Origin of the sequence: Devosia faecipullorum, assembly GCF_015158295.1 — a bacterium.
GTDB classification, from domain to species: domain Bacteria; phylum Pseudomonadota; class Alphaproteobacteria; order Rhizobiales; family Devosiaceae; genus Devosia; species Devosia faecipullorum.
In genome coordinates this window covers 105,083-126,409 of the sequence record NZ_JACDXV010000004.1, presented here as the reverse complement: position 1 = coordinate 126,409, position 21,327 = coordinate 105,083, and the positions used below count along the sequence as shown (strand labels likewise).

Annotated in this window: 20 protein-coding genes and 1 riboswitch; of the genes, 11 read left to right on the top strand and 9 right to left on the bottom strand. The window is 63.4% G+C overall.

The annotated features are described in order from the left end of the window. Positions 1-61: 61 nt before the first annotated feature. Positions 62-976, top strand: coding sequence for a DMT family transporter (locus tag H0482_RS11165; protein ID WP_193730130.1), 915 nt, complete (start codon positions 62-64; stop codon positions 974-976). A gap of 162 nt (positions 977-1,138) precedes the next feature. On the opposite strand, the gene H0482_RS11160 is transcribed toward H0482_RS11165, so the two are convergent. The 3 genes from H0482_RS11160 to H0482_RS11150 all read right to left on the bottom strand — a co-directional run bounded on the left by H0482_RS11160 (position 1,139) and on the right by H0482_RS11150 (position 4,436). Next, positions 1,139-2,431: an NAD(P)/FAD-dependent oxidoreductase gene (locus H0482_RS11160; RefSeq protein ID WP_193730129.1), complete on the bottom strand. Its 1,293-nt coding sequence runs from the start codon at positions 2,429-2,431 to the stop codon at positions 1,139-1,141. Between the two features lie 29 nt (positions 2,432-2,460). Then, positions 2,461-3,834 (bottom strand): FGGY-family carbohydrate kinase, encoded by a 1,374-nt coding sequence (locus H0482_RS11155; protein WP_193730128.1) that lies wholly within the window; start codon positions 3,832-3,834, stop codon positions 2,461-2,463. 152 nt (positions 3,835-3,986) lie between these two features. Beyond that, the gene (locus tag H0482_RS11150) at positions 3,987-4,436 is read right to left on the bottom strand and encodes a universal stress protein (protein ID WP_193730127.1); all 450 of its coding nucleotides are present in this window, start codon (positions 4,434-4,436) and stop codon (positions 3,987-3,989) included. Between the two features lie 173 nt (positions 4,437-4,609). Beyond that, a riboswitch (cobalamin riboswitch) is annotated at positions 4,610-4,821 on the top strand. Between the two features lie 108 nt (positions 4,822-4,929). On the opposite strand from H0482_RS11150, the gene H0482_RS11145 reads away from it, so the two are divergent. The 4 genes from H0482_RS11145 (at position 4,930) to dusA (ending at position 9,188) form a co-directional block, all read left to right on the top strand. After that, positions 4,930-5,736, top strand: coding sequence for an ABC transporter ATP-binding protein (locus H0482_RS11145; protein ID WP_193730126.1), 807 nt, complete (start codon positions 4,930-4,932; stop codon positions 5,734-5,736). A gap of 11 nt (positions 5,737-5,747) precedes the next feature. Further along, the gene (locus tag H0482_RS11140; RefSeq protein WP_193730125.1) at positions 5,748-6,692 is read left to right on the top strand and encodes an ABC transporter substrate-binding protein; all 945 of its coding nucleotides are present in this window, start codon (positions 5,748-5,750) and stop codon (positions 6,690-6,692) included. 131 nt (positions 6,693-6,823) lie between these two features. Beyond that, positions 6,824-7,885 carry a FecCD family ABC transporter permease gene (locus H0482_RS11135; protein ID WP_407925716.1) on the top strand — a complete coding sequence of 354 codons (1,062 nt, stop codon included), beginning with the start codon at positions 6,824-6,826 and terminating at the stop codon, positions 7,883-7,885. 307 nt (positions 7,886-8,192) lie between these two features. Continuing rightward, entirely contained in the window at positions 8,193-9,188 is a 996-nt protein-coding gene (dusA, locus tag H0482_RS11130; protein WP_193730264.1) for a tRNA dihydrouridine(20/20a) synthase DusA, read from the top strand. A 98-nt stretch (positions 9,189-9,286) separates the two neighbouring features. Here the strand turns inward: dusA and H0482_RS11125 are convergent, their stop codons facing one another. Continuing rightward, entirely contained in the window at positions 9,287-9,973 is a 687-nt protein-coding gene (locus tag H0482_RS11125; RefSeq protein ID WP_193730124.1) for a retropepsin-like aspartic protease family protein, read from the bottom strand. Positions 9,974-10,042: 69 nt separating this feature from the next. Continuing rightward, positions 10,043-10,897, bottom strand: coding sequence for an adenosylcobinamide-GDP ribazoletransferase (locus tag H0482_RS11120; protein WP_193730123.1), 855 nt, complete (start codon positions 10,895-10,897; stop codon positions 10,043-10,045). Positions 10,898-10,963: 66 nt separating this feature from the next. On the opposite strand from H0482_RS11120, the gene cobT reads away from it, so the two are divergent. Beyond that, positions 10,964-11,986, top strand: a complete 1,023-nt coding sequence (gene cobT / locus H0482_RS11115) for a nicotinate-nucleotide--dimethylbenzimidazole phosphoribosyltransferase (RefSeq protein ID WP_193730122.1) — start codon at positions 10,964-10,966, stop codon at positions 11,984-11,986. Here the strand turns inward: cobT and H0482_RS11110 are convergent, their stop codons facing one another. Beyond that, positions 11,987-12,658 carry a DUF6683 family protein gene (locus tag H0482_RS11110; RefSeq protein ID WP_193730121.1) on the bottom strand — a complete coding sequence of 224 codons (672 nt, stop codon included), beginning with the start codon at positions 12,656-12,658 and terminating at the stop codon, positions 11,987-11,989. A 54-nt stretch (positions 12,659-12,712) separates the two neighbouring features. Then, positions 12,713-14,239, bottom strand: a complete 1,527-nt coding sequence (locus H0482_RS11105; protein WP_193730120.1) for a sensor histidine kinase — start codon at positions 14,237-14,239, stop codon at positions 12,713-12,715. Positions 14,240-14,535: 296 nt separating this feature from the next. On the opposite strand from H0482_RS11105, the gene H0482_RS11100 reads away from it, so the two are divergent. Beyond that, positions 14,536-15,015, top strand: a complete 480-nt coding sequence (locus H0482_RS11100; protein ID WP_193730263.1) for an Lrp/AsnC family transcriptional regulator — start codon at positions 14,536-14,538, stop codon at positions 15,013-15,015. 158 nt (positions 15,016-15,173) lie between these two features. Here H0482_RS11100 and moaA read toward each other — a convergent pair whose 3' ends face one another. Both moaA and H0482_RS11090 read right to left on the bottom strand, forming a co-directional pair. After that, complete coding sequence (gene moaA, locus H0482_RS11095; RefSeq protein WP_193730119.1) at positions 15,174-16,187, bottom strand: GTP 3',8-cyclase MoaA; 1,014 nt, start codon at positions 16,185-16,187, stop codon at positions 15,174-15,176. A gap of 93 nt (positions 16,188-16,280) precedes the next feature. Next, positions 16,281-16,868 carry a L,D-transpeptidase gene (locus H0482_RS11090; protein ID WP_230989588.1) on the bottom strand — a complete coding sequence of 196 codons (588 nt, stop codon included), beginning with the start codon at positions 16,866-16,868 and terminating at the stop codon, positions 16,281-16,283. Between the two features lie 253 nt (positions 16,869-17,121). On the opposite strand from H0482_RS11090, the gene rpiA reads away from it, so the two are divergent. From rpiA to H0482_RS11070, 4 genes are all read left to right on the top strand, one after another. After that, positions 17,122-17,820 (top strand): ribose-5-phosphate isomerase RpiA, encoded by a 699-nt coding sequence (rpiA, locus tag H0482_RS11085; protein ID WP_193730118.1) that lies wholly within the window; start codon positions 17,122-17,124, stop codon positions 17,818-17,820. Between the two features lie 23 nt (positions 17,821-17,843). Then, on the top strand, positions 17,844-18,368 hold the full coding sequence (locus H0482_RS11080) for a DUF2059 domain-containing protein (RefSeq protein WP_193730117.1): 525 nt from the start codon (positions 17,844-17,846) through the stop codon (positions 18,366-18,368). A gap of 107 nt (positions 18,369-18,475) precedes the next feature. Beyond that, positions 18,476-19,849, top strand: coding sequence for a glutathione-disulfide reductase (gor, locus tag H0482_RS11075; protein WP_193730116.1), 1,374 nt, complete (start codon positions 18,476-18,478; stop codon positions 19,847-19,849). Positions 19,850-19,933: 84 nt separating this feature from the next. Continuing rightward, positions 19,934-21,310 carry a class II 3-deoxy-7-phosphoheptulonate synthase gene (locus H0482_RS11070; protein WP_193730115.1) on the top strand — a complete coding sequence of 459 codons (1,377 nt, stop codon included), beginning with the start codon at positions 19,934-19,936 and terminating at the stop codon, positions 21,308-21,310. Positions 21,311-21,327 lie beyond the last annotated feature (17 nt).

Here is a 21,327-nt window from a genome sequence, read left to right as displayed (position 1 = left end):
CTTCGGCCCGGCTTTCCCCGACCCTCATCGGGCCGCTCGTCCCTGTGGTTGTGGATCGTCAATGCCTGCTCCTTTCGTTCCGCCGGCCGAACGCCGCCTTCTCGGCATCGGCCTGACGCTTATCGGCTATTTCATGTTTACGGGCATCGACAGCTCCGCCAAATGGCTGGGTCTGGTCGGCATTTCCTTCATCCAGATCGTTTTCCTGCGCTATTTTCTCCACCTGCTGCTGGTCGCGGCCATTCATCTGCCGCGCCATGGGCGGGCGCTGGTGCGCAGCGGCAATGTCAAATTGCAGGCACTGCGGGCATTGGCGCTGATGGGGGCGACGGCCTGCAATTTCCTCGCCGTGCAATATCTGCCGCTGACCGTCACCGGGGCGATAGGTTTTACTGTGCCGCTGCTGATCTGTGCGCTGTCGGTGCCGCTGCTGGGCGAACATGTCGGCTGGCGGCGCTGGGTGGCGATCGGCGTTGGGCTGATCGGCATCCTCGTCATCGTGCGGCCCGGCACCGACGCCTTCCATCCCGCCACGCTGCTCTGCCTGCTGGCGGCGCTGAGCACCGCTTTCTACATGCTGCTGACACGGCGTGTCTCTGGCATCGACAGCGCCGCGACCAGCCAGTTCTATGTCGGCATCTTCGCCACGATCTGCCTTTTGCCCATCGTGCCGTTCTTCTGGTCCTGGCCGAGCAGCACGGATGGCTGGATCGCGTTTTTCGCCGTCGGTCTGTTCGGCTTTGTCGGCCACCAATTGATCACCGTCGCCGCCGGTTTCGCCCCGGCCACGGTGCTGGCCCCCTTCGCCTATTTCCAGATCTTCTTCCTCGCCGGCTCAAGCTGGCTGATCTTCAACCAGCCGCCCGATATGTGGCTCTATATCGGTGCGCCCATCGTCATCGCCAGCGGCCTCTATATCTGGCTGCGCGAGCGGCAATTGGCCCGGCCCCTCAACGCAGTTGCGACTGAGCACTAGGCGGTTTCGGCTATTCGAAGGGGCCGCGACGGGCCTTCACTCCATCTTCATTGCCCGGCTTGTCGGGGCAATCCAGTGTGCCGGTAAATCGTATGGACCACCCGAACGAGCCGGGTGGTGACGCAAGGGGAGAGAGCGGTCTCCAATCAAACCCGATGATCGTCAGGTCTCATCGCCCGCTTCGAGCGGCTTGTTCTCGGGCACCATGCCATGGGTGATCAGCCGGGCGCTGCGCTGGCCGGTGAGGTAAATCCAGAGCCAGCTCAGGGTGATGAAGATGCGGGTGCGCGTCTCGACCAGAAAATAGATATGGGCAAAGCCCCAGACCCACCAGGCGATCCAGCCTTTGAGCTTGACGCGGCCGAAATCGATCACCGCCGAACTCCTGCCGATCGTGGCCAGATCGCCGGCATGCTGGTAGCGGAAGGGCAGGGATGCGTCCTTGCCTGCGAGCCGGTCCCGGAGGACGTGGGCGACATGCCGGCCCGCCTGCTTGGCGGCGGGTGCGACGCCGGGCACCGGCCTGCCATTGGCCTGAATGATGCTGGCCACATCGCCGATGACGAAAATATTCGGAAGACCGGGCACTGAAAGATCCGGCGCGACCCTGATGCGCCCCGCCCGGTCACCCTCGATGCCGAGCCAGCGTGCCACCGGCGAGGCAGCAACTCCGGCGGCCCAGATGATGGTTCTGGCGTCCACGCGCCGGTCGCCGAAACTCACCCCATCGGCGTCGATGGACGACACCATCCGGCCCATTTCCACCTCGATGCCGGTGCGGCGGAGCGCTTCGAGCGTGTACCGGGACAGTTCGGGGTCGAAATTGGGCAAGACCCGCTCGCCGCCCTCGATCAGCACCACGCGCAGGTCGTGGGGGGCAATGGTGTTGAACTGGCCCCTGATGCTGGCATGGCCCAGTTCAACAATAGCCCCAGCCATTTCGACGCCGGTCGGGCCCGCCCCGATAATGGCGAAGGTGAGCAGGGCCCGCCGCCGCGCCGGGTCGGCCTCGCGCTCGGCGGCCTCCAGCGCCAGCAGCAATTTGCGGCGAATGGCAGTGGCGTCCTCCACCGTCTTGAGGCCGGGCGCGAAGGCTTCCCATTCGTCGTGACCGAAATAGGCGTGCTGGGCGCCGGTGGCGAGGACGAGGCTGTCATAGGGCTCGGCGCTGCCGTCTTCGAGCAATACGTCCTGCTTGTCCGTATCCACGCCAACGATTGTTGCCATCAATACGCGGACATTGCTCTGCTTGCGCAGCAGATGGCGGATGGGCCAGGCGATTTCCGAGGGGCCGAGCGCGGCGGTGGCGACCTGATAGAGCAGGGGCTGGAAGAGGTGATGATTGCGCCGGTCGATGAGCACGATGTCGGCATCCGCGTGCCGCAGCGCCTTTGCCGCCGCCAAGCCGCCGAACCCGCCACCCACGATGACGATGCGGTGCTTGCGGACGGCCATGGCGCTCTCCCGGTAGGCGCCGGGCGCGGCTAGTTCTCGACCCGCTGGCGCCAGTTCTCAATATAGGCGTCGAGCCCCGGAACATCGAGAGGGGCGAATGCAAGGCTGCCCTCCGCTGCGGGCAGGCTGCCCCCGAACAACAGGCTGGCGCCCAGACTGGTTCCGGTCGCATCCCCCGAGGCATGGACCGGCACGCCGGTCAGCCGCGCCAGCGCCGCGCCGACAAGCCGATTGCGCGCCAGCGGTCCCTCGATGATGATCGGGCGGCCTATCGTGCAGAGGTCAAGACAGGCCCGCGCCGTCAGGGCCAGATAGAGCGAGGCGGCGGCATTGCGCTGGCCCGGCGTCAGGCGCTCGGGATCGCAGGTCCAGCGGCCTTTCTTGCCGGGAAAGGGGCCGGTGCCCGGCGTAAAACTGGGCAGGGCCTGAATGTCATGGGCGATGACATGGGCAATATCGGCCGCGCTGGGCTCGACGATTTCGGGCACCAGAGCATCGAATTCGCGTCCGCCCATGAAGCGCGCCGTGGGGACCGGGTTTCCATTGGCATCGACATTGGCAAGGCTGTCGCGGGCCGGATCGAGCGCGCCGGTATCGCCGCCAACCGACATCAGGATGGACCAGGTGCCGGTGGAAATGATGGTGAAGGGCGTTTCGCGCCGCCCAAGATGCGGCAGCAGCGAGGCATTGGAATCATGGATGCCGCAGGTGACGGGCGTGTCTTGCGGCAAGCCGGTTTCGGCGGCAATCGCGGGCAAAAGGGTGCCGATGATCGAGGCGGCGGGCCGGATCGGGGGGAAGAGGTGTCGCCAGCCCAGTTCATCGACCATGCTGGAAAAATCGCCGCTATCGGGCGACCATAGATCGGTATGGCAACCCAGCGAGGTGACTTCGCTGGCCAGCACCCCGGTCAGCCGCCAGGCCCAATATTGCGGATAGGGCACGATGGCCCTGACCTCGCCGAAATCCTCGGGGAAGGCGCGCGATTGCCAGAAGAGCTGCGCGCCCCAATTGAGGCCATTGGGCAGGCGCGGCGACAGCGTTTCAGAGAACGCTGGGCGCACCCGGTCATAGGCTTCCTCCGACGCCGTGGGCGCGTCGCTTTCATAGTCGAGGATCGGCAGAACCAGGCCGGTTTCGGAGAGCAGCGCGCCGGTTGCGCCATGGGTGGTGATGGAAATGCCCTCGATCCCATGCGCGGCATGAAGGCGTTTCAGGCAGCCCGAAATGAAGCTCCATAAACGTTCGACATCGGCATGCGGATAGGGCTCCTCGCGCCGCACGAGGTTGGGCATGCCCTCGGCGGCAAGCTGCTGGCGGGTGCCGCTGTCGATCAGCACCACCTTGGCATTGGTCTTGCCGATGTCGATGACGGCGATATGGCGGGGGAGAGAATGCGTCATGTCCGGGCCCGAATGGTTCGGACCGGGATTTAGCGGATTTCGGCGCAATGCGCCAGAACTGACATGTTAGTTGGGTCTGGGGCTGGGCACCCGCGGCCCTCCCCTCGATGGGGGAGGGAGGATATCGAGTTTGCGGGGGCAACGGCCTCCGTCTATTTGACGATCAGCACGGGTAGGTCGGAATGGGACAGCACTTCGGCGGCCTGGCTGCCCAGGAGCAGGCGGCCCAGACCGCGGCGGCCATGCGAGCCCATGACGATGAGGTCGGCCTTGATTTCCTTGGCGGCATGCAGGATGCCGTCGGCGGCTGTGCTGTTGGCGACATGCAGCTTGGCAATGGTCGCGCCCGTGGCAGAGGCCAGGGCCTCGGCTTCCGCCAAGGTCGTCTTGGCGGATTCGGCCTTGGCGGCGTCGAGATTGGCGATGATTTCGCTGGTATCTATCATCATCATTTCGGCGCCGGGCGAGACGATGACGGAGGGCTCGGTGACGGTGACGGCGGTGATCTTGCCACCTGTCTTGGCAGCGAGCGCCAATGCCTGCTTCAGCGCCTTGTTGCTGAGCTCCGAACCGTCGATGGCGCAAACGATAATGTCGTACATTTTGATGTTTTCCCCGCTGAGCTGAAATCCTGCCGATCATGAAGCAAAGCGCCGCAAAGCGCTTTGATCCAGATCATTATTGCAGCAGATACCCAATGCCGGACGGCGGCAATCCCGAACCCGGATTTTTCTCGCGCCGGCGCACCGAGATTGACATCGCCGATGACTCGCGGCCATAAGGCGGTGTCGAAGGTTCCCGGCGAGCGGCAGCTTTAAGGGATCAAAAGGGAACACGGTGAGGCGTACCCAACAGGGACCAAGACCGTGGCTGCCCCCGCAACTGTAAGCGGTGAGTTCTTCCGGAATACCACTGGCCTCAAGGCCGGGAAGGTCGGAAGCGCCATGACCCGCGAGCCAGGAGACCTGCCCGCGACATCCACGAAACCCGGCCGGGGTGTGCCGAGGGGAACGAAGATGGCGCTCGACGACCACATCGCAGCATATTGCCTCAACGGTTCTTCCGCGCCTCCGTGCCTTTTTGGCGGAGGCCCCGATGGAGCTTGCACGGCGTCTTGTCGGCACTAATCCGGCCCGCATTGCCGTCTCCGGCCTGAGCTGGGGACCGCCGGGCGGCCCGCGCATCATTCACGACCTCGATTTCTCGGTGGAGCCCGGCCAGATGCTGGCCGTGGTCGGCCCCAATGGCGCCGGCAAATCCAGCCTGTTGCGATGCCTCTACCGTTTCCACCGCCCGTCCTCGGGCTCGGTGGCGCTCGATGGCGTCGATATTAGGGGGATGCAATCCAGGGCGCTGGCGCGGCGCGTCGCTACGGTGTTGCAGGAATCGGCGTCCGATTTCGGCCTTTCCGTCGCCGAGATCGTCGAACTGGGTCTGACCCCTCATCTCGATCAATGGAGCGGTCCGGCCTATGGCCCGGTCGAAGATGCGCTGGAATTGATGAACCTCACCGCCTTCGCCTCCCGCGATTTCGCCTCGCTCTCCGGCGGGGAAAAGCAGAGGGTGATGATCGCCCGGGCGCTGGTGCAGAAGCCGGACCTGCTCATTCTCGACGAGCCCACCAATCATCTCGACATCCGCCATCAATTGGAAGTGCTGCACCTGCTGGCCGGGCTGCCGACCACGATCATCGTCTCGCTGCACGATCTCGCCCTGGCCTCGGCGCATGCCGATTGCGTGCTGGTGCTCGAAGGCGGACGCAGCGTGCAATTCGGCCCGCCGCTCGCCGCGCTGACCCCCGAAAATATCCGCCGGACCTTTGCGGTCGAGGCTTTGATCGACGCGCATCCGGCGACGGGGCGTCCACGCTTTTCCTTTCATCTCGACCCTTCCAAATCATGAGGAGCTTATCCATGCGTCTATTGCCGATCATCGCCATCTCGACCGCCGTGCTGACCAGCGCGGCCTCGGCCTCGGGTTTTCCCGTCACCATCCAGAGCTGCGACCGCGAGGTCACCTTCGAGGCGGCGCCGACCCGCGCCATTTCCAACGACGTCAACCTCACCGAAATGATGCTGGCGCTGGGGCTCAATGAGAGCATGGCCGGCTATACGGGCGTCTCGGACTGGAAGACGCTGGATGCGCAATTGCGCGAGGGCATCGGCCAATTGCCGGAATTGTCGAACAATTATCCGACCAAGGAAGTGCTGCTCGGCGCCGATGCCGATTTCTACTTTGCCGGCTGGAATTACGGCATGCGGGTGGGTGGCGAAGTCACCCCCGAAACCCTCGGCGAATTCGGCATCAAGGTCTATGAACTGACCGAGAGCTGCATCCATGTCATGACCAAGCCCAAGGCTTCCATCGACGATATGTATGCCGACCTGCTCAATCTGGGGCGCATTTTCGGCGTCGAGGAAAAGGCGCAGGCGCTGGTGGACGGATATAAGCAGGAACTGGCCGATTTCACCGCCAGCCTGCCGGCAATCGCCGACGAGGTGACGGTTTTCGTCTATGACTCGGGCGAAGCCAAGCCCTTCACCGCCGGGCGCTATGCCATGCCCAGCGCCCTGATCGAGGCCGCAGGTGGCGTCAATATCATGGACGATGTGGATTCGAGCTGGGTCGAGATCGGCTGGGAGCCGGTGATCGAGCGCAATCCCGATGTGATCGTCATTGTCGACTATGGCAGCGTCACGGCCGGGGAGAAGGCCGATTTCATGCGCAACAACCCGGCCTTCAAGGATATTCCGGCGGTGCAGAACGACCGCTTCGTGGTCTTGCCCTATGTCGAGGCCACGCCCGGTCCCCGCAATATCGGTGCCATCAAGGCCCTCGCCGCCGCGTTTCGCGACTAGTTGGGGCGGTTGCCAGAAGGTGACGATCTGAACGCCATCAGGGAGCCATCGAGCCCGCTTCTGCGGCGAGGCCGAGCCGAATTGTTCAATCTTTAACGGAGGGGATCGGATTTGCCGGTCCCTGAAAGCTCATGTCCCACAAGCATCTCGTCGGCGAACCGCGCCATGCGCTGATCCACGCCATGCCGCTGCTCATGGCCGGATTGGTAATCGTCCTCGGTCTCGTCTGCATCATGGCGGTCAGCGTTGGCGCGGTGGGCATTCCGCTCGACATCGTCTGGAGCGTCATCGTCAATCATCTTGCGCCGGGCAGTGTCGAACAGACCTGGTCGCCGGGCCGGGACAATATCGTGTGGGAAGTGCGATTGCCGCGCGTGGTGCTGGGGGCCATCGTGGGGGCCAGCCTGGCGTTGGTCGGGGCGGCGCTGCAATCGGTGACGCGCAATGCACTGGCCGACCCGCACCTGCTGGGCATTTCCTCGGGCGCGGCCTTCGGTGCCATCATCGTGCTGCTGCATACTGGCATGTTCCTCGGCCTCATCACCGTGCCGCTCTTTGCCTTTGGCGGGGCGCTGCTGACTACGGCAATCGTCGTCGGTGTCGCCAGCTTTACCCATTCCAGCGATGCCAGCCGGCTGGTGCTGACCGGCGTGGCCATTTCCTTCGTCATCACTTCGCTTGGCAGTCTGGGCATTTTCCTCGGCGATCCGCGCGCCACCCATACGGTGGTGTTCTGGATGCTGGGCGGGCTGGGGCTCGCCCAATGGGCGCAATTGCCCTATCCGCTGCTGGCGCTGATCCTGTGCGGCGCCTATCTCATTTTCAATGCCCGCAATTTCAACGCCATGACGCTGGGCGATGAATCGGCGACGACCCTCGGTCTGCCAGCGGCGCGCTTCCGCACCGTAGTCTTTGTCGTCTGCGCCCTGCTGACCGGCGCGGCCGTGGCCTTTTCCGGCATCATCTCCTTTGTCGGCCTGATGATCCCGCATCTGGTGCGCATGGCGGTGGGCGGCGATTACCGGCGGGTGCTGCCGCTATCGGCGCTGGTCGGGGCGATCTTCATCGTCGCCGCCGACATGGTGGCGCGGGTGATCATTCCCCCGCTCGACGTTCCCATCGGCATCATTACCGGATTGGTCGGCGGGCTGTTCTTCATTCTGCTGATGCGGCGCAGGAACCGGTCGGGGTGAGGAGAGGTGCGACGTTTCCCGCAATTGCCGGCGGGCTTGTATCGACCTAAAGCACGGCCATGGATGCGGAAAAAATCACCCTCTGGGCGCTGATCGTCGCCATTGCCCTGGCGACGTCCATCGGCTTTGTCGGCGTGTTCGCCAGCTAATCGCGCATGGTTGCCCGGCGCTGCCGGCCCTTGCACCCCTGATTGTTCTGCGCCAGATAGGCCCATGGCCGCCTATGGGCCATGGCGAACAGGCTCCGATGAACACAGAAGCGCAGCGACAGGCATCTCTTGGTGACGTGACCGCCGGTGGAACGCAGATGCGTCCCGGCCTCGCCGCATCGCGCCGTTTTTCCGTCGCGCCGATGATGGACTGGACCGATAGCCATTGCCGTGTCCTTCATCGCCTGTTGACCCGCCATGGCCTGCTCTTCACCGAAATGGTCAATAGCGGGGCGATCGTGCATGGCGATGCCGAGCGGCATTTGCGGTTCGATGCGGTGGAGCACCCCATTGCGTTACAGGTCGGGGGCTCCAATCCGGCGGAACTGGCCGAGGCGGCGCGCATTGCCTCGGGCTTCGGTTATGACGAAATCAATCTCAATGTCGGCTGCCCGTCCGACCGGGTGCAATCGGGCAAGTTCGGCGCCTGCCTGATGGCCGAGCCGGAACTGGTGGCCGAATGCGTGCGCGCCATGCGCGGGGCGACGGACATGCCGGTCACGGTCAAATGCCGCATCGGCATCGACGATCAGGACATCGAGGAAAGCCTCGACCGCTTCGCCGACGCCATGGTGGAGGCCGGTGTCGCCGCGCTTTACGTGCATGCGCGCAAGGCCTGGTTGCAGGGGCTGAGCCCCAAGGAAAACCGCACCATCCCGCCGCTCGACTATCCGCGCGTCTATCGTTTGCGCCAGCGGCTTTCGCCTTTGTCGATGATGATCAATGGCGGCATCGAGACGCTGGACCAGGCCGAGGCGCATCTGGCGCAGATGGATGGGGTGATGCTGGGTCGCGCCGCCTATCACAATCCCATGCTGATGGCCGAGGTCGATGCGCGCATTTTCGGCGATGATCGCCCTGTGCCCGATCTCGCCGCGATCATGGCGACGATGGCCGAATATGCCGAGGGACAATTGGGGCGCGGCGTGCGGCTCAACGGCATCGCCCGTCACATGCTGGGCCTCGCCAATGGCCGTCCCGGCGCGCGGATTTTCCGCCAGATCATGAGTGTCGATGCCTGCCGCCCGCAGGCCGGGCCGGAAGTGTTCATGCGGGCGCTGGCGGCGGTGGAAGACCGCGCCGAAGCCGTTTAGATCATTTCACCGTTTCATGGAAACGGTGAAATGATCTAGGCCCTTGTTTTTTCGCGTTTCCGAACCGCAAAACCGTTTTCACTTTTGCTGGAAACGCACTAATCCACCAGTTCCAGCGCGTTCTGCGTTACCGAATAGCGGCTCAGCGTTTCAAGAAAGGTCATGCCGAGCAGGCTCGTTTCGAGATTGCCTTCCGCAGTGACGAAAGCGGTGATGTTGCGCCGCTCGATACCGCCCACGACGATGCTGTCGAGCCTGATCCGCGCTGCGAGGCCCCGCCCATTGGCGGTAGAGACCGGCACCACATAGCGCAGCCCTTCGGTGTCTATGCCCGCCGCAGCGGCGTCGCCCAGCGTCAGCACCACGGCGCTGGCGCCGGTATCGAACACCATCGGCGTATCGTGGCCGTTGAGGCTGGCCCGGACTTCGAAATGGCCGTTCATGCCGCGCCGGAAAGTCGCCGTGCCCGCCTCGCTGTCCACCAGCGCCACGCCGGGCTGCATTTCTCCGGCGACGCGCCCCACCACGCCCATGATCTCGTCGCGATAGGCATAGGAGACCATGATCACGGCAAAGATGCCAACCCAGAGCGCTAGCCCCCCAACCAGTTCGGAAGCGCGATGGCGCCGCGCGAACATGCCGCCGGCAAAGATGATGAGAATGATGACCAGTGGCACCAATTGCGCCGTCTGCGCCTGGCTGAGCCCGACAAGGCTGCCCGCATCGGCATTGATCATCAGGGCGATGCCAATGGCGATGAGCAGCGCGATGCCGATGAAAATCATGCTGTCCCAGTCCTTCCGCACCGTCCTCAAGCCTTCGATTAAGGAAGAGGGAACGGCTAATTCAAGGCGTTAGCTGAAGATAAGCAACAGGGCGAGCGCCGCGATTTCGCCCAGCGCCCCCGCCGCGCCGATGAGGTCGCCGGTTTGCCCGCCGACGAGACGCCGGCACAAGGCGCTCCAGCCCAGCGCCACCAGCATCACCGCGACCAGCGCGGCAACAATGGCAAGCAGGCTCGATGCCGGCCCGCCGATGAGCAAAGCGAGCAAGCTCGCCAGCGCGGCCCCGACCCAAAATCTGGAGGTGGGGAGGGTGCCTGCTGCCGCCGAAGCGCCGTCCTTGCGGGCTGGCGGCAGCGCCAAAGCCACCCAGAGACCGCCCGAGCGCCCGGCTATATTGGCCGCCAGCCACAGCCCGGCGGCGGCAAGCGGATTGATCGTCGCCACGCTGCCCAGGGCAGTGACACGCAACAAGAGAAACAGGCAGAGCGCGGCGACCCCATAGGTGCCATGACGGCTGTCCTTGAGAATGTCGAGCCGGCGCTCGGGGGTCGATCCGCCGAACAGGCCATCCGCCGCGTCGGCCAGCGCATCTTCCATCATTGCCCCACCCACCAGCACCATGGCGGCGACAGCGAGCGCGGCGGCGAAATAGGGCGGCAGGCCCGCCCAGACGCCGCCGACGAGGAGCAGGACCGGGAGGATGCCCATGATCGCCGAGGCGAGGGGCAGGGCCATGGCCATGCGGCCCAGATCGGGTTTTTCGTGGGCCGATCCACCGCTGGGCAAGCGCGAAAAGAAGCGCAGGGCCATGACCAGATCGTCCTTGAGCCCCATTCCCGGCGGGAGCGGCGACGGGCGATACTCATCCCGCAGGGCGGGGTCGATCTTGTCCTCGGGGGCGGCTTCCTGCGCCTTTTGCGTCAATTGCAATTCGCTCCGTAATGGGCAACAAGGTCGCGCCCCTCCCTATCATAGCATGCTGGATTTTCCATGCCCGCACTCAACCCTGCCTTTTCCGACATCGTCGAACTTCTCGTGGCCGTACCGGATGGGGACGAAGCAGCCGTTGCCGCCGTACGCCAGCGGGACGCGCAATTGACCAAGCCGCCCGGCTCGCTGGGCCGGATGGAAGAATTGGTGGAATTTCTCGCGCGCTGGCAGCATCGCGCCAAGCCGCGCCTCGGCAATCCCATGGTTACCATTTTCGCCGGCAATCACGGCGTGACCGATCAGGGCGTCTCGGCTTTTCCGCGTGAGGTCACCGCGCAGATGGTCGCCAATTTCACCAATGGCGGTGCGGCGATTTCGCAAATCTGCGGGCTGCACGAAATCAATCTGCGGGTGTTCGAGCTGGCGCTGGAATTGCCCACCGGCGACATTACCAAGGAGCCGGCGCTGGACGATCAGATGTGCGCCGCCACCATCGCCTATGGCATGGAAGCGGTCGCCGGCAAGCCGGACCTGATCTGCATCGGGGAAATGGGTATCGGTAACACCACGATTGCCGCTGCGATCTATGCTGCGCTCTATGGCGGCAAGGGCGAGGACTGGGTGGGCCGGGGCACCGGGCTCGATGATGCGGGGCTCGCGCGCAAGGCTGACGCGGTCAATCGGGCGCTGGCGCATCACGACGGGAAACTGGATCATCCGCTGGCCATTCTGGCCCGCCTGGGCGGGCGGGAAATCGCCGCCATGCTGGGCGCGCTGACGGCAGCGCGGCACCAGAAAGTGCCGGTGATCATCGATGGTTATGTGGCCAGCGCAGCTGCCGCCATCGCCCATGCGGTCAACCCGGCCTCGATCAACCATTGCCTGTTCGCCCATGTATCGGCGGAGGGTGCGCATGCGCGTGTGCTCGAGCGCATGGGCCAGACCGGCCTGCTCGATTTCGGCATGCGGCTGGGCGAGGGCAGCGGCGCGGCACTGGCGGCGGTAATGGCCAAGACCGCGCTGCATCTGCACGACAATATGGCGACCTTCGATAGTGCCGCCGTCAGCGGCAAATCCAGCTGATCAGTCGCGAGGGCGGGGGGCAAAGCCTTCCGCGCTCGGCATCAGCGCCAAAAGGTTCACGCCCATATTGCGCTGGAAGCGGGTCACGGCCGCCGCCGCCAGCTTGTTCAAGAGGTCGAGATCGCGCGCGGCGACGGCCTGATTGAGCGCCGCGTGCTCGATCAGGAAATTGAGCATGTAGTTTTCGGCCAGCCGCTGGCGACGCTGATCGGTCAGTTGCACGAAATTCGCATCGGCGGCGAAGGCGGCGCGCAATTGCCGCTGGATCGGCGCATTGTCGATCTGGGCGGTATAGGCGCCATTTGCCGTGATCCAGTTGAGCACCCAATAGGCGGTAAGGGCGTCGGCGACATTATTGGCGACGAGCCCCTGATCGGCCACCAGATCCTGCCAGATCTCGATATGGCTCTTTTCGGCGAAGGCGGAAGCGAGGCTATCGCGCAGTTCCGCGCCTGCCGACCAGCGAATAGTGTCGAGAAATTCGCGCTGTATGCGCGTGGAAATGGATGGGGAGGGGCGATAGCTGGTGTCGAAATCCGCTGCCGGCGCGCTTTCAGACGCCGGGGGCGCACTCAGCGGCCTGTCGATGCCATCCTGCGCCATGCCGGGCGCGGCAAGGAAGCCAAGGGTGAGCAGGGCAGCGAGGAATTGACTGGAAGTGAATTTGGGCATGACGCCATCCTTGCGGCAAAATCGGCGATTTTGCGGTGACGGGCGGGTGCGCCCTCAGCCGGCTTCCGAATAGATTTCCAGCCGATTGTGTTTTTCCACCACGGGAGCCAGCGCATCCATGACGCGGGCGCGGGGGAAGGTGGCAAAGACCTCAGTGCCGAAGCGCAGCTTGGAATAGAGATCGAACCGGCCCTGATGCAGGTCCATGATCTTCTGCACGATGGGCAGGCCGAGGCCCGCGCCCTGTTCGGCGGTCTTGTGGGCCAGCGAGCCCTGACCGAACGAAGACAGCACTGTCTCGATCTCGTTCTGGGGAATGCCGGGGCCATTATCCTTGACCGAAATCATCTGTCCGCCATCGCGGCTGCGCTGCACCACCAGGGTCACCTTGCCGTGCTGCGGCGTGAACTTGATGGCATTGGACAAGAGGTTGAGCATGACCTGGCGCACGGCGCGCTCGTCGCCCCACAGCTTGGGCAGATTGTCGCCATAGCTGAACACCAGTTCGATCCCCTTGGCGCGGGCGCGCAATTCCATCATGCGGCGGCAATCCTCGGCGATGTCCACCAGCGAAATGGCTTCTTCGTTGAGCTCGTATTTCCCCGCCTCGATGCGGCTGAGGTCGAGAAGCTCGTTGATGAGGTTGAGCAGATGCTGGCCGCTGGCATGGATGTCGCCGGCATATTCCTTGTATTGCGGCACCTGGTGGGGACCGAGCAGCTCGGATTTCAACACTTCGGAAAAGCCGATAATGGCGTTGAGCGGGGTGCGCAGCTCGTGGCTCATCGTCGCCAGAAACTGGCTCTTGGCGACATTGGCCTGTTCGGCGTGGCGGCGGGCCTCGTCCGACATGGTTCGCGCTTCTTCCAGCTCATAGATCAGCGTGTCCTTCTCGGATTGATGCGAGATGGTTTCGAGTTCGGAGCGGTGAAGCTGGCCGGCCAGAAAGAGGAAGAAGATTTCGCCGCAAATGGTCACGGCCGCGAGGGTGTAATTGAGCGTGCCGCCCAGCGCGATCAGCGCGGCCGAGACGGTTATGGTCACCGGCAGCGTGCTCACCAGCGTCGCCTGCGGCAGGGTATGGGTGGCGATGGCAGTGCTGGCAATGCCCACCAGCCCCATGGCGAACATGACCGGCGCGAGGTCGCCCAGCTCGATGACCAGGGTGAAGAGCGCCAGCAGCGACAGGGCCAGCCCGCTCACGGTCTCGGCGGCGATGAAAGAGGTGGTCCAGCGCCCGGCATTGAATTTGGCGGGATCTGCCCGGGTAAAGCGCCGCGCCATCTGCACCACGATCAACAGGCCGGCAATGACCAGCCCGGCCCAGAGCGCCGTGAAGGCGATGGGCACCCAGAACGAGGCGACAATGGCGAGAATGCAGACAATGGACGCCATGGGCAAAGCTGCGCCGACGCGGGCGGCGGCATAATCCTGCATCAGTTCGAAATCGAAATCGGCGCGCGTCCCGGAGCTGGAGGTCAGCCGCTGGCGCGCCTCGCTCACCGCTTTCTGGGCACTACGCTTGCCATCGCCGCCCATGGGCGAACGGAAATCAGCGTCGCTGACCGGTTGGGACGGCATCAAACTCTAACTCGTTACTAAACTACGCGAGCATAGGACGCGCTCGCCACGCACGCGGCCCAGATTAGGGCTGTGTGGTTAATAGGCTATGAAATTGCCCTGTCCCGGTGGGTGTCGCCCGGGGCTGCAGCCTATTGCCATGCAGCCCGTTATGGTTAATTTTTTCTTTTCCGGTTTGGCCGCTTCTTTCGCGCAATTTTATTGCGCGGGGAGGGTGATTGTGGCACTCATTTCGGCGCCGTCACGGGGGTCTGGCGGACTTTGATAAAAACTGATTTCGCGAGGGTGTAATGGCGCTGGACAAGATCGACCGGAAAATTCTGTCGCTCCTGCAAAGGGATGCGACCATGCCGGTGGCCGAAATCGGGCGCAAGGTCGGCCTCTCCACCACGCCGTGCTGGCGCCGCATCCAGAAGATGGAGGAAGACGGGGTCATCCAGCGCCGCGTCGCGGTCCTCGATCCGGCCAAGGTCAATGTCGGCGTCACCGTCTTCGTCTCGGTCAAGACCAATGAACATAACGACGCCTGGATGCGCAAATTCGCTGGCGTGGTCGATGAGTTTCCCGAAGTGGTGGAATTCTATCGCATGAGCGGCGATGTGGACTATCTGATGCGCGTCGTGGTGCCGGACATCGGGGCTTATGACACCTTCTACAAACGCCTGATCAGCAAGATCAACCTGACCGATGTCAGCTCCGCTTTCGCCATGGGTCAGATCAAATACACCACCGCGCTGCCGCTCGACTTCGCCATCATCACCGACGACGACAAATAGTTCAGTCTCACGGCAGGGGGATCGCCCCGGCCCAAGTGTCGCTTCGCGCCCGAGGTAAACTTGTCCGGGCAAACCACCTTGAGGGGCATGGACCAAAGGGACAAGCCAGGTGGTGATGCGGGGGATGGGACGGCGCTTCGAGAGAAAGTGTGCTTTCCCTAGCCGCCGGTGACGCTCATATGCCGCGCCACGGCCGGTTCTGGTCTGGTGCGGTCCAACACGAAATCATGGCCTTTGGGCTTGATGCGCATGGCGTGGTCGAGCGCTGCGTCGAGCCCGTCCATGCCGCCCGCGCGCCAGGCATCGCGCAGATTGACCTGATCGTCCTGCCCCAGGCAGAGAAAGAGCTGCCCGGTCGCGGTCAGGCGCACGCGATTGCAGCTTTCGCAGAAATTGTGGCTCATCGGGGTGATGAAGCCGAGAACGCCGCCGGTTTCGGCGACATGCACATAGCGGGCGGGGCCGCCGGTGCGTTTGTCGAGGCGGCTTAGCGTATAGCGGCGCGCCAGCGTCTCATGGAGTTCGCGCAGCGGCAGATAGGAATCGACGCGGTCGATGCCGACCTCGCCCAGCGGCATGCCTTCGATCAGGGTGAGGCCCATGCCCTTGCCATGCGCCCATTCCATCATCGGTTCGATCTCGTCGTCATTGACGCCGCGCATCGCCACCATGTTGATCTTGATCGAAAGACCCGCCGCCTGCGCCGCCTCGATCCCCGCCAGCACATCGCCGATGCGGCCTCGGCGCGTGATGGCGCTGAAGCGCTCGGGATCGCGGGTGTCGAGGGAGACATTGACCCGACGGATGCCGGCAGCGAACAGGCCCTCGGCATGGTGCGCGAGCTGGCTGCCATTGGTGGTGATGGTCAGTTCTTCGAGGCCGGCGCCGATTTTGCCGCCCAGGCTGCGCACCAGCTTCATGATGTCGCGACGCACCAGCGGCTCGCCGCCGGTCAAGCGGATCTTGGTGGTGCCACGGGCGATGAAGGCGCCGGCAATGGCTTCGATTTCCTCAAAACTCAGCACCTCCTTGCGCGGCAGGAAGGTCATGTTTTCGGACATGCAATAGACGCAGCGGAAATCGCAGCGATCGGTCACCGAGATGCGCAGATAGGATACGCGCCGGCCAAAACCGTCGATCAGGGGGCGGACAGGGGAAGAGGGCGCAGTCATGACGACAATCTAGGCCCGGCATTGCCGAAAGCAAAGGCGCATAAACGAGAAAGGCCGCCCAGTGGCGGCCTTTCCCAATTCTGTTTGGCGATCCTAGTGGTTGACCACGATCCGCGCACCGACCTGGACGCGCTCATAAAGATCGGTCACATCGTCATTGGTCATGCGGATGCAGCCCGAGGAGACGGCCTGGCCGATGGTCCACGGCTCGGAAGTGCCGTGCACCCGATAGAGCGTCGAGCCGATATAGAGGGCGCGGGCGCCGAGCGGGTTGTCCGGGCCGCCAGGCATGTAGGCCGGCAGGTCGGGCACGCGCTTGCGCATGGCCGGGGGGGGCGTCCAGCCGGGCCATTCGGCCTTGCGGGAAATGCGATTGGTGCCGGACCAGGTGAAGCCTTCGCGGCCGACGCCGATGCCGTATTTCATCGCCTTGCCGTCTTCGAGCACGAGATAGAGGCGGCGCTCGGCAGTGTTGATGATGATGGTGCCGGGCTTCTGGCTGGTTTCGTAGCTGACGATCTGCTTCTTGATCGAGCTGCCGCCCCGGCCCGCCGTTTCGGCGCGGTCTTCAAACCGATTGGTTTCAGGATTGTACCAGGTCGCGGCGGACGCCGGCGCAACCAGACTGGCCGACAGGGCGAGTGCCATGCCGAACGCCAATATGAGTTTGATAATGTTCATGTCCTACTTGGCCTCTGGAACGCGCGACGGGTCTGATTCGGGATGCGCGAGATTTGCGTAATTACTGCGATTGCCTTTGGCCGGAAAGAGATAGCCGCCTCGCTCCTGCCACAAATGCCTCATCATCGCCACATTGTGTTGCCGAGCGGTTACAGTGTGCGTTCACTAACTGGTGATCGTTGCCCTTTGGCAGTATTGACAGGCGATTGCCGCCCCTGCCACATCCGCGCCATTGCACGGAGGACAACAAGGCATGAGCGAAGAACTGAAGCGGCAGGCCGCAGCCATGGCGCTATCCGAGGTTCGTTCCGGCATGCGGCTTGGTCTGGGCACCGGCTCCACGGCGCGCCATTTTGTCGATCTGCTGGGGCATAAGGTTGCCGAGGGGCTCGACGTCATCTGTGTGCCGACTTCGGAAGCGACCGACCTGCAGGCTCGCAGCCTCAATATTCCGCTTTCCGATCTCGAAACGCTGGACCGGCTGGACCTGACCGTCGATGGCGCCGACGAAATCGATCCGGCGCTCAACCTGATCAAGGGGGCGGGCGGGGCGCTGCTGCGCGAAAAGATTGTCGCCGCCTCCTCGAATAGGATGATCGTCATCGCCGACGACAGCAAATGCGTGACCGCGCTTGGCGGCAATTTCCCCCTGCCCATTGAGGTCAATGCCTTCGGTCTTGGCGCCACGCGCCGCTCCGTTGCCGATATTGTGGCCAGCTTCGGGCCCGATACCTGGTTGAAACTGCGCGGCGAAGAGCAGGGCAAGCCCTTCGTCACCGATGGCGGGCACCTTATTCTGGATGCTTTTTTTGGCCGCATTTCGCAGCCAGAAGCGCTGTCGGACAGGCTGTTGAACATACCCGGCGTGGTCGAACACGGGTTGTTCCTGAAAATGTGCAGCAAGGCTTATGTGGCGACGCCAAATGGCGTAGAAGAACTCAAACCTCAGTAAGATTGAGCGTGGATCGGGAAAAGATGGCATTCTGGAACGGAAACATGATGCGCGGCGCCAAGGCCGTAATGGGTGTGGTGCTGACGGCCGGGATCATGGCCATGTCGGCCCCGCTGCTCGCGCAGGAAGTCGCGCCCGAGCAATTGGCGATGGCCCGCAAATATGTTGACCTGACCGATCGTGGCGCGGTGTTCGAAACCACGGTGGTCGAAGTGGGCATCGACACGATGCGCCAGATCGTCACCCAGAACCCGGAAATCCTGGACCAGACCAATGAGACCATTGGCGACGTCATCAAGGAATATAACGGGCGCAAGGGTGAACTGCTCGATCAGTTCGCGCGCGTCTACGCCATGCGCTTCACCATGGAAGAGCTGACCGAGATCGTGAATTTCTATGAATCCGCCACCGGCCAGAAGCTGGCTGCGGCCAATTCCGAAGTGAATACCGACATTCGCCGCATCCTGCAGGTCTATACCAATAACCTGCGGACCGAATTTTTTGCCAAGGTCCGCTCGGGCCTGCGCGCCAAGGGCGTCGAAATCTGAGCCGCGGCTGCAAGCAATGATTGACCCCGCCTTGTGCGGGGTCTTTTTTTATGCGAAGCGCATGACGATATTCATCGCCATTCGACGATGATGTGCGAGGGCGAAGAATGACGTTCGATTATGATCTGGTTGTCATCGGCGCGGGATCCGGTGGAGTGCGCGCCGCGCGCATGGCGGCGACCTATGGCGCCAAAGTGGCCATTGTCGAGGAGTTCCGGGTCGGCGGCACCTGCGTCATTCGCGGCTGCGTGCCCAAGAAGCTCTATGTCTATGCCTCGCGCTTCAAGGACCAGTTCGACATTGCCGAAAGCTTCGGCTGGCAGGTCGATGCCAGTTTCGACTGGCCGACTCTCGTCGCCGCCAAGGAAAAGGAAATCTCCCGGCTCGAACACGCCTATGCCAGCAATCTCGAAAAACCCGGCGTGGAGATCATCCGTGACCGGGCCGAGGTCACCGGCCCGAATGGGGTAAGGCTGGTGCGGGGAGGGCGGGACCTGACGGCCAGGCGCTTGCTGATCGCCACCGGCGCACGGCCCTTCATACCCGAAATCCCGGGGGCCGAATTCGGCATTTCGTCCAACGAGGCCTTCGATCTGCCGGCCTTGCCCCGTTCCATCCTGATCGAGGGCGGCGGCTATATCGCGGTGGAATTCGCCACCATCTTTGCCGGGCTCGGCGTCGATACCAGTATCGTCTATCGTGGCGATTGCGTGCTGCGCGGTTTCGATGAGGATATGCGGCGCGGGTTGGAAGCCGGGCTCACCGAGCGCGGCATACGCCTGATCTACCAGACCACGATTGCCTCGCTCGCCAAGCCCGGCGATGACGTGCTGGCAACGTTCAGCGATGGCGTCACGGCCCCGTTCGGGGCGGTGATGTTCGCCACCGGCCGCCGGCCCAATGTGGATGGGCTAGGGCTCGAAACGGCCGGCGTAAAAATGGGGCCAGACGGAACCATCGTCGTCGATCAATATTCCCAGACCTCTGTATCTTCGATCTACGCGGTGGGCGACGTGACCGGGCGCGCCCAATTGACCCCGGTGGCCATCCGCGAGGGCTGGTATTTCGCCGAGACCGTGTTCAACGACAATCCGCTGGCGGTCGATCATTCCCTGATCCCGACGGCGGTATTCTCCGAGCCGGAGATCGGCACGATCGGGCTGACCGAGACCGAGGCGGCCACCCATGGCGACATTGACGTCTATGTCGCCCGCTTCCGGCCGATGCAGAATTCGCTGTCCGACCGCACCGAGCGCATGGTGCTCAAGCTGATCACCGAGCAGGATGGCGGCAAGGTTCTGGGCGTCCATATCCTCGGCCCGGGCGCCGCCGAGATGATCCAACTCGTCGCCATTGCTGTCGGTATGGGCGCCGACAAGGCCGATTTCGATCGCACCATCGCGCTCCATCCCTCAGCGGCCGAAGAGCTGGTGACCTTCAAGGCACCGAGCTACATCTACAGAAATGGACACAAAGTCTGAACCTTTCGCCCTTGGCACCGGGGCGCGGGCTTGCTAGATCGCCCGCAGGTTTTACCAAGGCTCCAAAGCGCAAGCGAGGCGAACATGACCACCTGGACCCCCAGCTCCTGGCGCAGCAAGCCGGTTCGGCAGATTCCCGCCTATCCCGATGCGGCGGCGCTTGCCGACGCCGAACGCCAGCTCGGCACCTTCCCGCCGCTGGTTTTTGCCGGTGAAGCGCGCGAACTGAAATCCCGCCTGGCCGCAGTGTCGCGCGGCGAGGCCTTCCTCCTGCAAGGCGGCGATTGCGCCGAAAGCTTTGCCGAGCACGGCGCCGACCACATTCGTGACTTCTTCCGCGTCTTCCTGCAGATGGCTTTGGTGCTGACTCATGGTGCATCCAAGCCGGTGGTCAAGGTTGGGCGCGTCGCCGGGCAATTCGCCAAGCCGCGCTCGGCCGATACCGAAACCATCGATGGCGTCGAACTGCCCTCCTATCGCGGTGACATCATCAACGAGATCGGCTTCAACGAGGAAGCGCGCGTTCCCAATCCGCACCGCATGTTGCAGGCCTATCGCCAGTCGGCTGCGACGCTCAACCTGCTGCGCGCCTTCTCCATGGGCGGCTATGCCGAACTGACCCGCATCCACGAATGGACCATGGGTTTCATGAAGGGGTCCAATTCCAATGCCCGTTATGAGGAAGTGGCGCGCAAGATCGATGACGCCATCACCTTCATGGGGGCGCTGGGCCTCAACCCCGACAACACCACGGCCTTGCGCCAGACCAGCTTCTATACCAGCCACGAAGCGCTGCTGCTCGGCTATGAGGAAGCGCTGACCCGTCGCGACTCCATTACCAATAATTGGTACGCGACTTCCGGCCACATGCTCTGGATCGGCGACCGCACCCGCGATCCCGACGAGGCCCATGTCGAATATTTCGCCGGCATCAACAATCCCATCGGCATCAAATGCGGCCCTAGCCTGAGCAATGACGACCTGCTGCGCCTGCTCGACCGGTTGAATCCGACGGACGAGGCCGGACGCATCACGCTGATTTCGCGCTTTGGCGCCGAGAAGGTGCACGAGCACCTGCCACGCCTGATCGAAACCGTGGAAAAGGCTGGTCGCACCGTGGTCTGGTGCTGCGACCCCATGCACGGCAACACCATCAAGGCTTCGACCGGCTACAAGACGCGCCCCTTCGACCGCGTGCTGTCGGAAGTGCGCAATTTCTTTGAAGTGCACCGCGACATGGGCACCTATGCCGGTGGCGTGCATATCGAAATGACCGGCGACGACGTTACCGAATGCGTCGGCGGCATGTCGGCGGTGACTGAAGCCTCGCTCTCGGACCGCTACAACACCTATTGCGACCCGCGCCTCAATGCCAGCCAGGCGCTGGAATTGGCTTTCCTCGTTGCCGAGGAAGTGCATGCGCAAAAGCCGCCGCGCCAGCAGCGCGCCGCCGGAGAATAATCCGGCGAGCTGGGTAT

What these genes read in the sequence shown, in the direction of transcription:
- H0482_RS11165 (WP_193730130.1), top strand. Translation starts at nt 62, where the DNA reads ATGCCTGCTCCTTTCGTTCCGCCGGCCGAACGCCGCCTTCTCGGCATC.
- H0482_RS11160 (WP_193730129.1), bottom strand. Translation starts at nt 2,431, where the DNA reads ATGGCCGTCCGCAAGCACCGCATCGTCATCGTGGGTGGCGGGTTCGGC.
- H0482_RS11155 (WP_193730128.1), bottom strand. Translation starts at nt 3,834, where the DNA reads ATGACGCATTCTCTCCCCCGCCATATCGCCGTCATCGACATCGGCAAG.
- H0482_RS11150 (WP_193730127.1), bottom strand. Translation starts at nt 4,436, where the DNA reads ATGTACGACATTATCGTTTGCGCCATCGACGGTTCGGAGCTCAGCAAC.
- H0482_RS11145 (WP_193730126.1), top strand. Translation starts at nt 4,930, where the DNA reads ATGGAGCTTGCACGGCGTCTTGTCGGCACTAATCCGGCCCGCATTGCC.
- H0482_RS11140 (WP_193730125.1), top strand. Translation starts at nt 5,748, where the DNA reads ATGCGTCTATTGCCGATCATCGCCATCTCGACCGCCGTGCTGACCAGC.
- H0482_RS11135 (WP_407925716.1), top strand. Translation starts at nt 6,824, where the DNA reads ATGTCCCACAAGCATCTCGTCGGCGAACCGCGCCATGCGCTGATCCAC.
- dusA (WP_193730264.1), top strand. Translation starts at nt 8,193, where the DNA reads ATGCGTCCCGGCCTCGCCGCATCGCGCCGTTTTTCCGTCGCGCCGATG.
- H0482_RS11125 (WP_193730124.1), bottom strand. Translation starts at nt 9,973, where the DNA reads ATGATTTTCATCGGCATCGCGCTGCTCATCGCCATTGGCATCGCCCTG.
- cobT (WP_193730122.1), top strand. Translation starts at nt 10,964, where the DNA reads ATGCCCGCACTCAACCCTGCCTTTTCCGACATCGTCGAACTTCTCGTG.
- H0482_RS11110 (WP_193730121.1), bottom strand. Translation starts at nt 12,658, where the DNA reads ATGCCCAAATTCACTTCCAGTCAATTCCTCGCTGCCCTGCTCACCCTT.
- H0482_RS11105 (WP_193730120.1), bottom strand. Translation starts at nt 14,239, where the DNA reads ATGCCGTCCCAACCGGTCAGCGACGCTGATTTCCGTTCGCCCATGGGC.
- moaA (WP_193730119.1), bottom strand. Translation starts at nt 16,187, where the DNA reads ATGACTGCGCCCTCTTCCCCTGTCCGCCCCCTGATCGACGGTTTTGGC.
- H0482_RS11090 (WP_230989588.1), bottom strand. Translation starts at nt 16,868, where the DNA reads ATGAACATTATCAAACTCATATTGGCGTTCGGCATGGCACTCGCCCTG.
- rpiA (WP_193730118.1), top strand. Translation starts at nt 17,122, where the DNA reads ATGAGCGAAGAACTGAAGCGGCAGGCCGCAGCCATGGCGCTATCCGAG.
- H0482_RS11080 (WP_193730117.1), top strand. Translation starts at nt 17,844, where the DNA reads ATGGCATTCTGGAACGGAAACATGATGCGCGGCGCCAAGGCCGTAATG.
- gor (WP_193730116.1), top strand. Translation starts at nt 18,476, where the DNA reads ATGACGTTCGATTATGATCTGGTTGTCATCGGCGCGGGATCCGGTGGA.
- H0482_RS11070 (WP_193730115.1), top strand. Translation starts at nt 19,934, where the DNA reads ATGACCACCTGGACCCCCAGCTCCTGGCGCAGCAAGCCGGTTCGGCAG.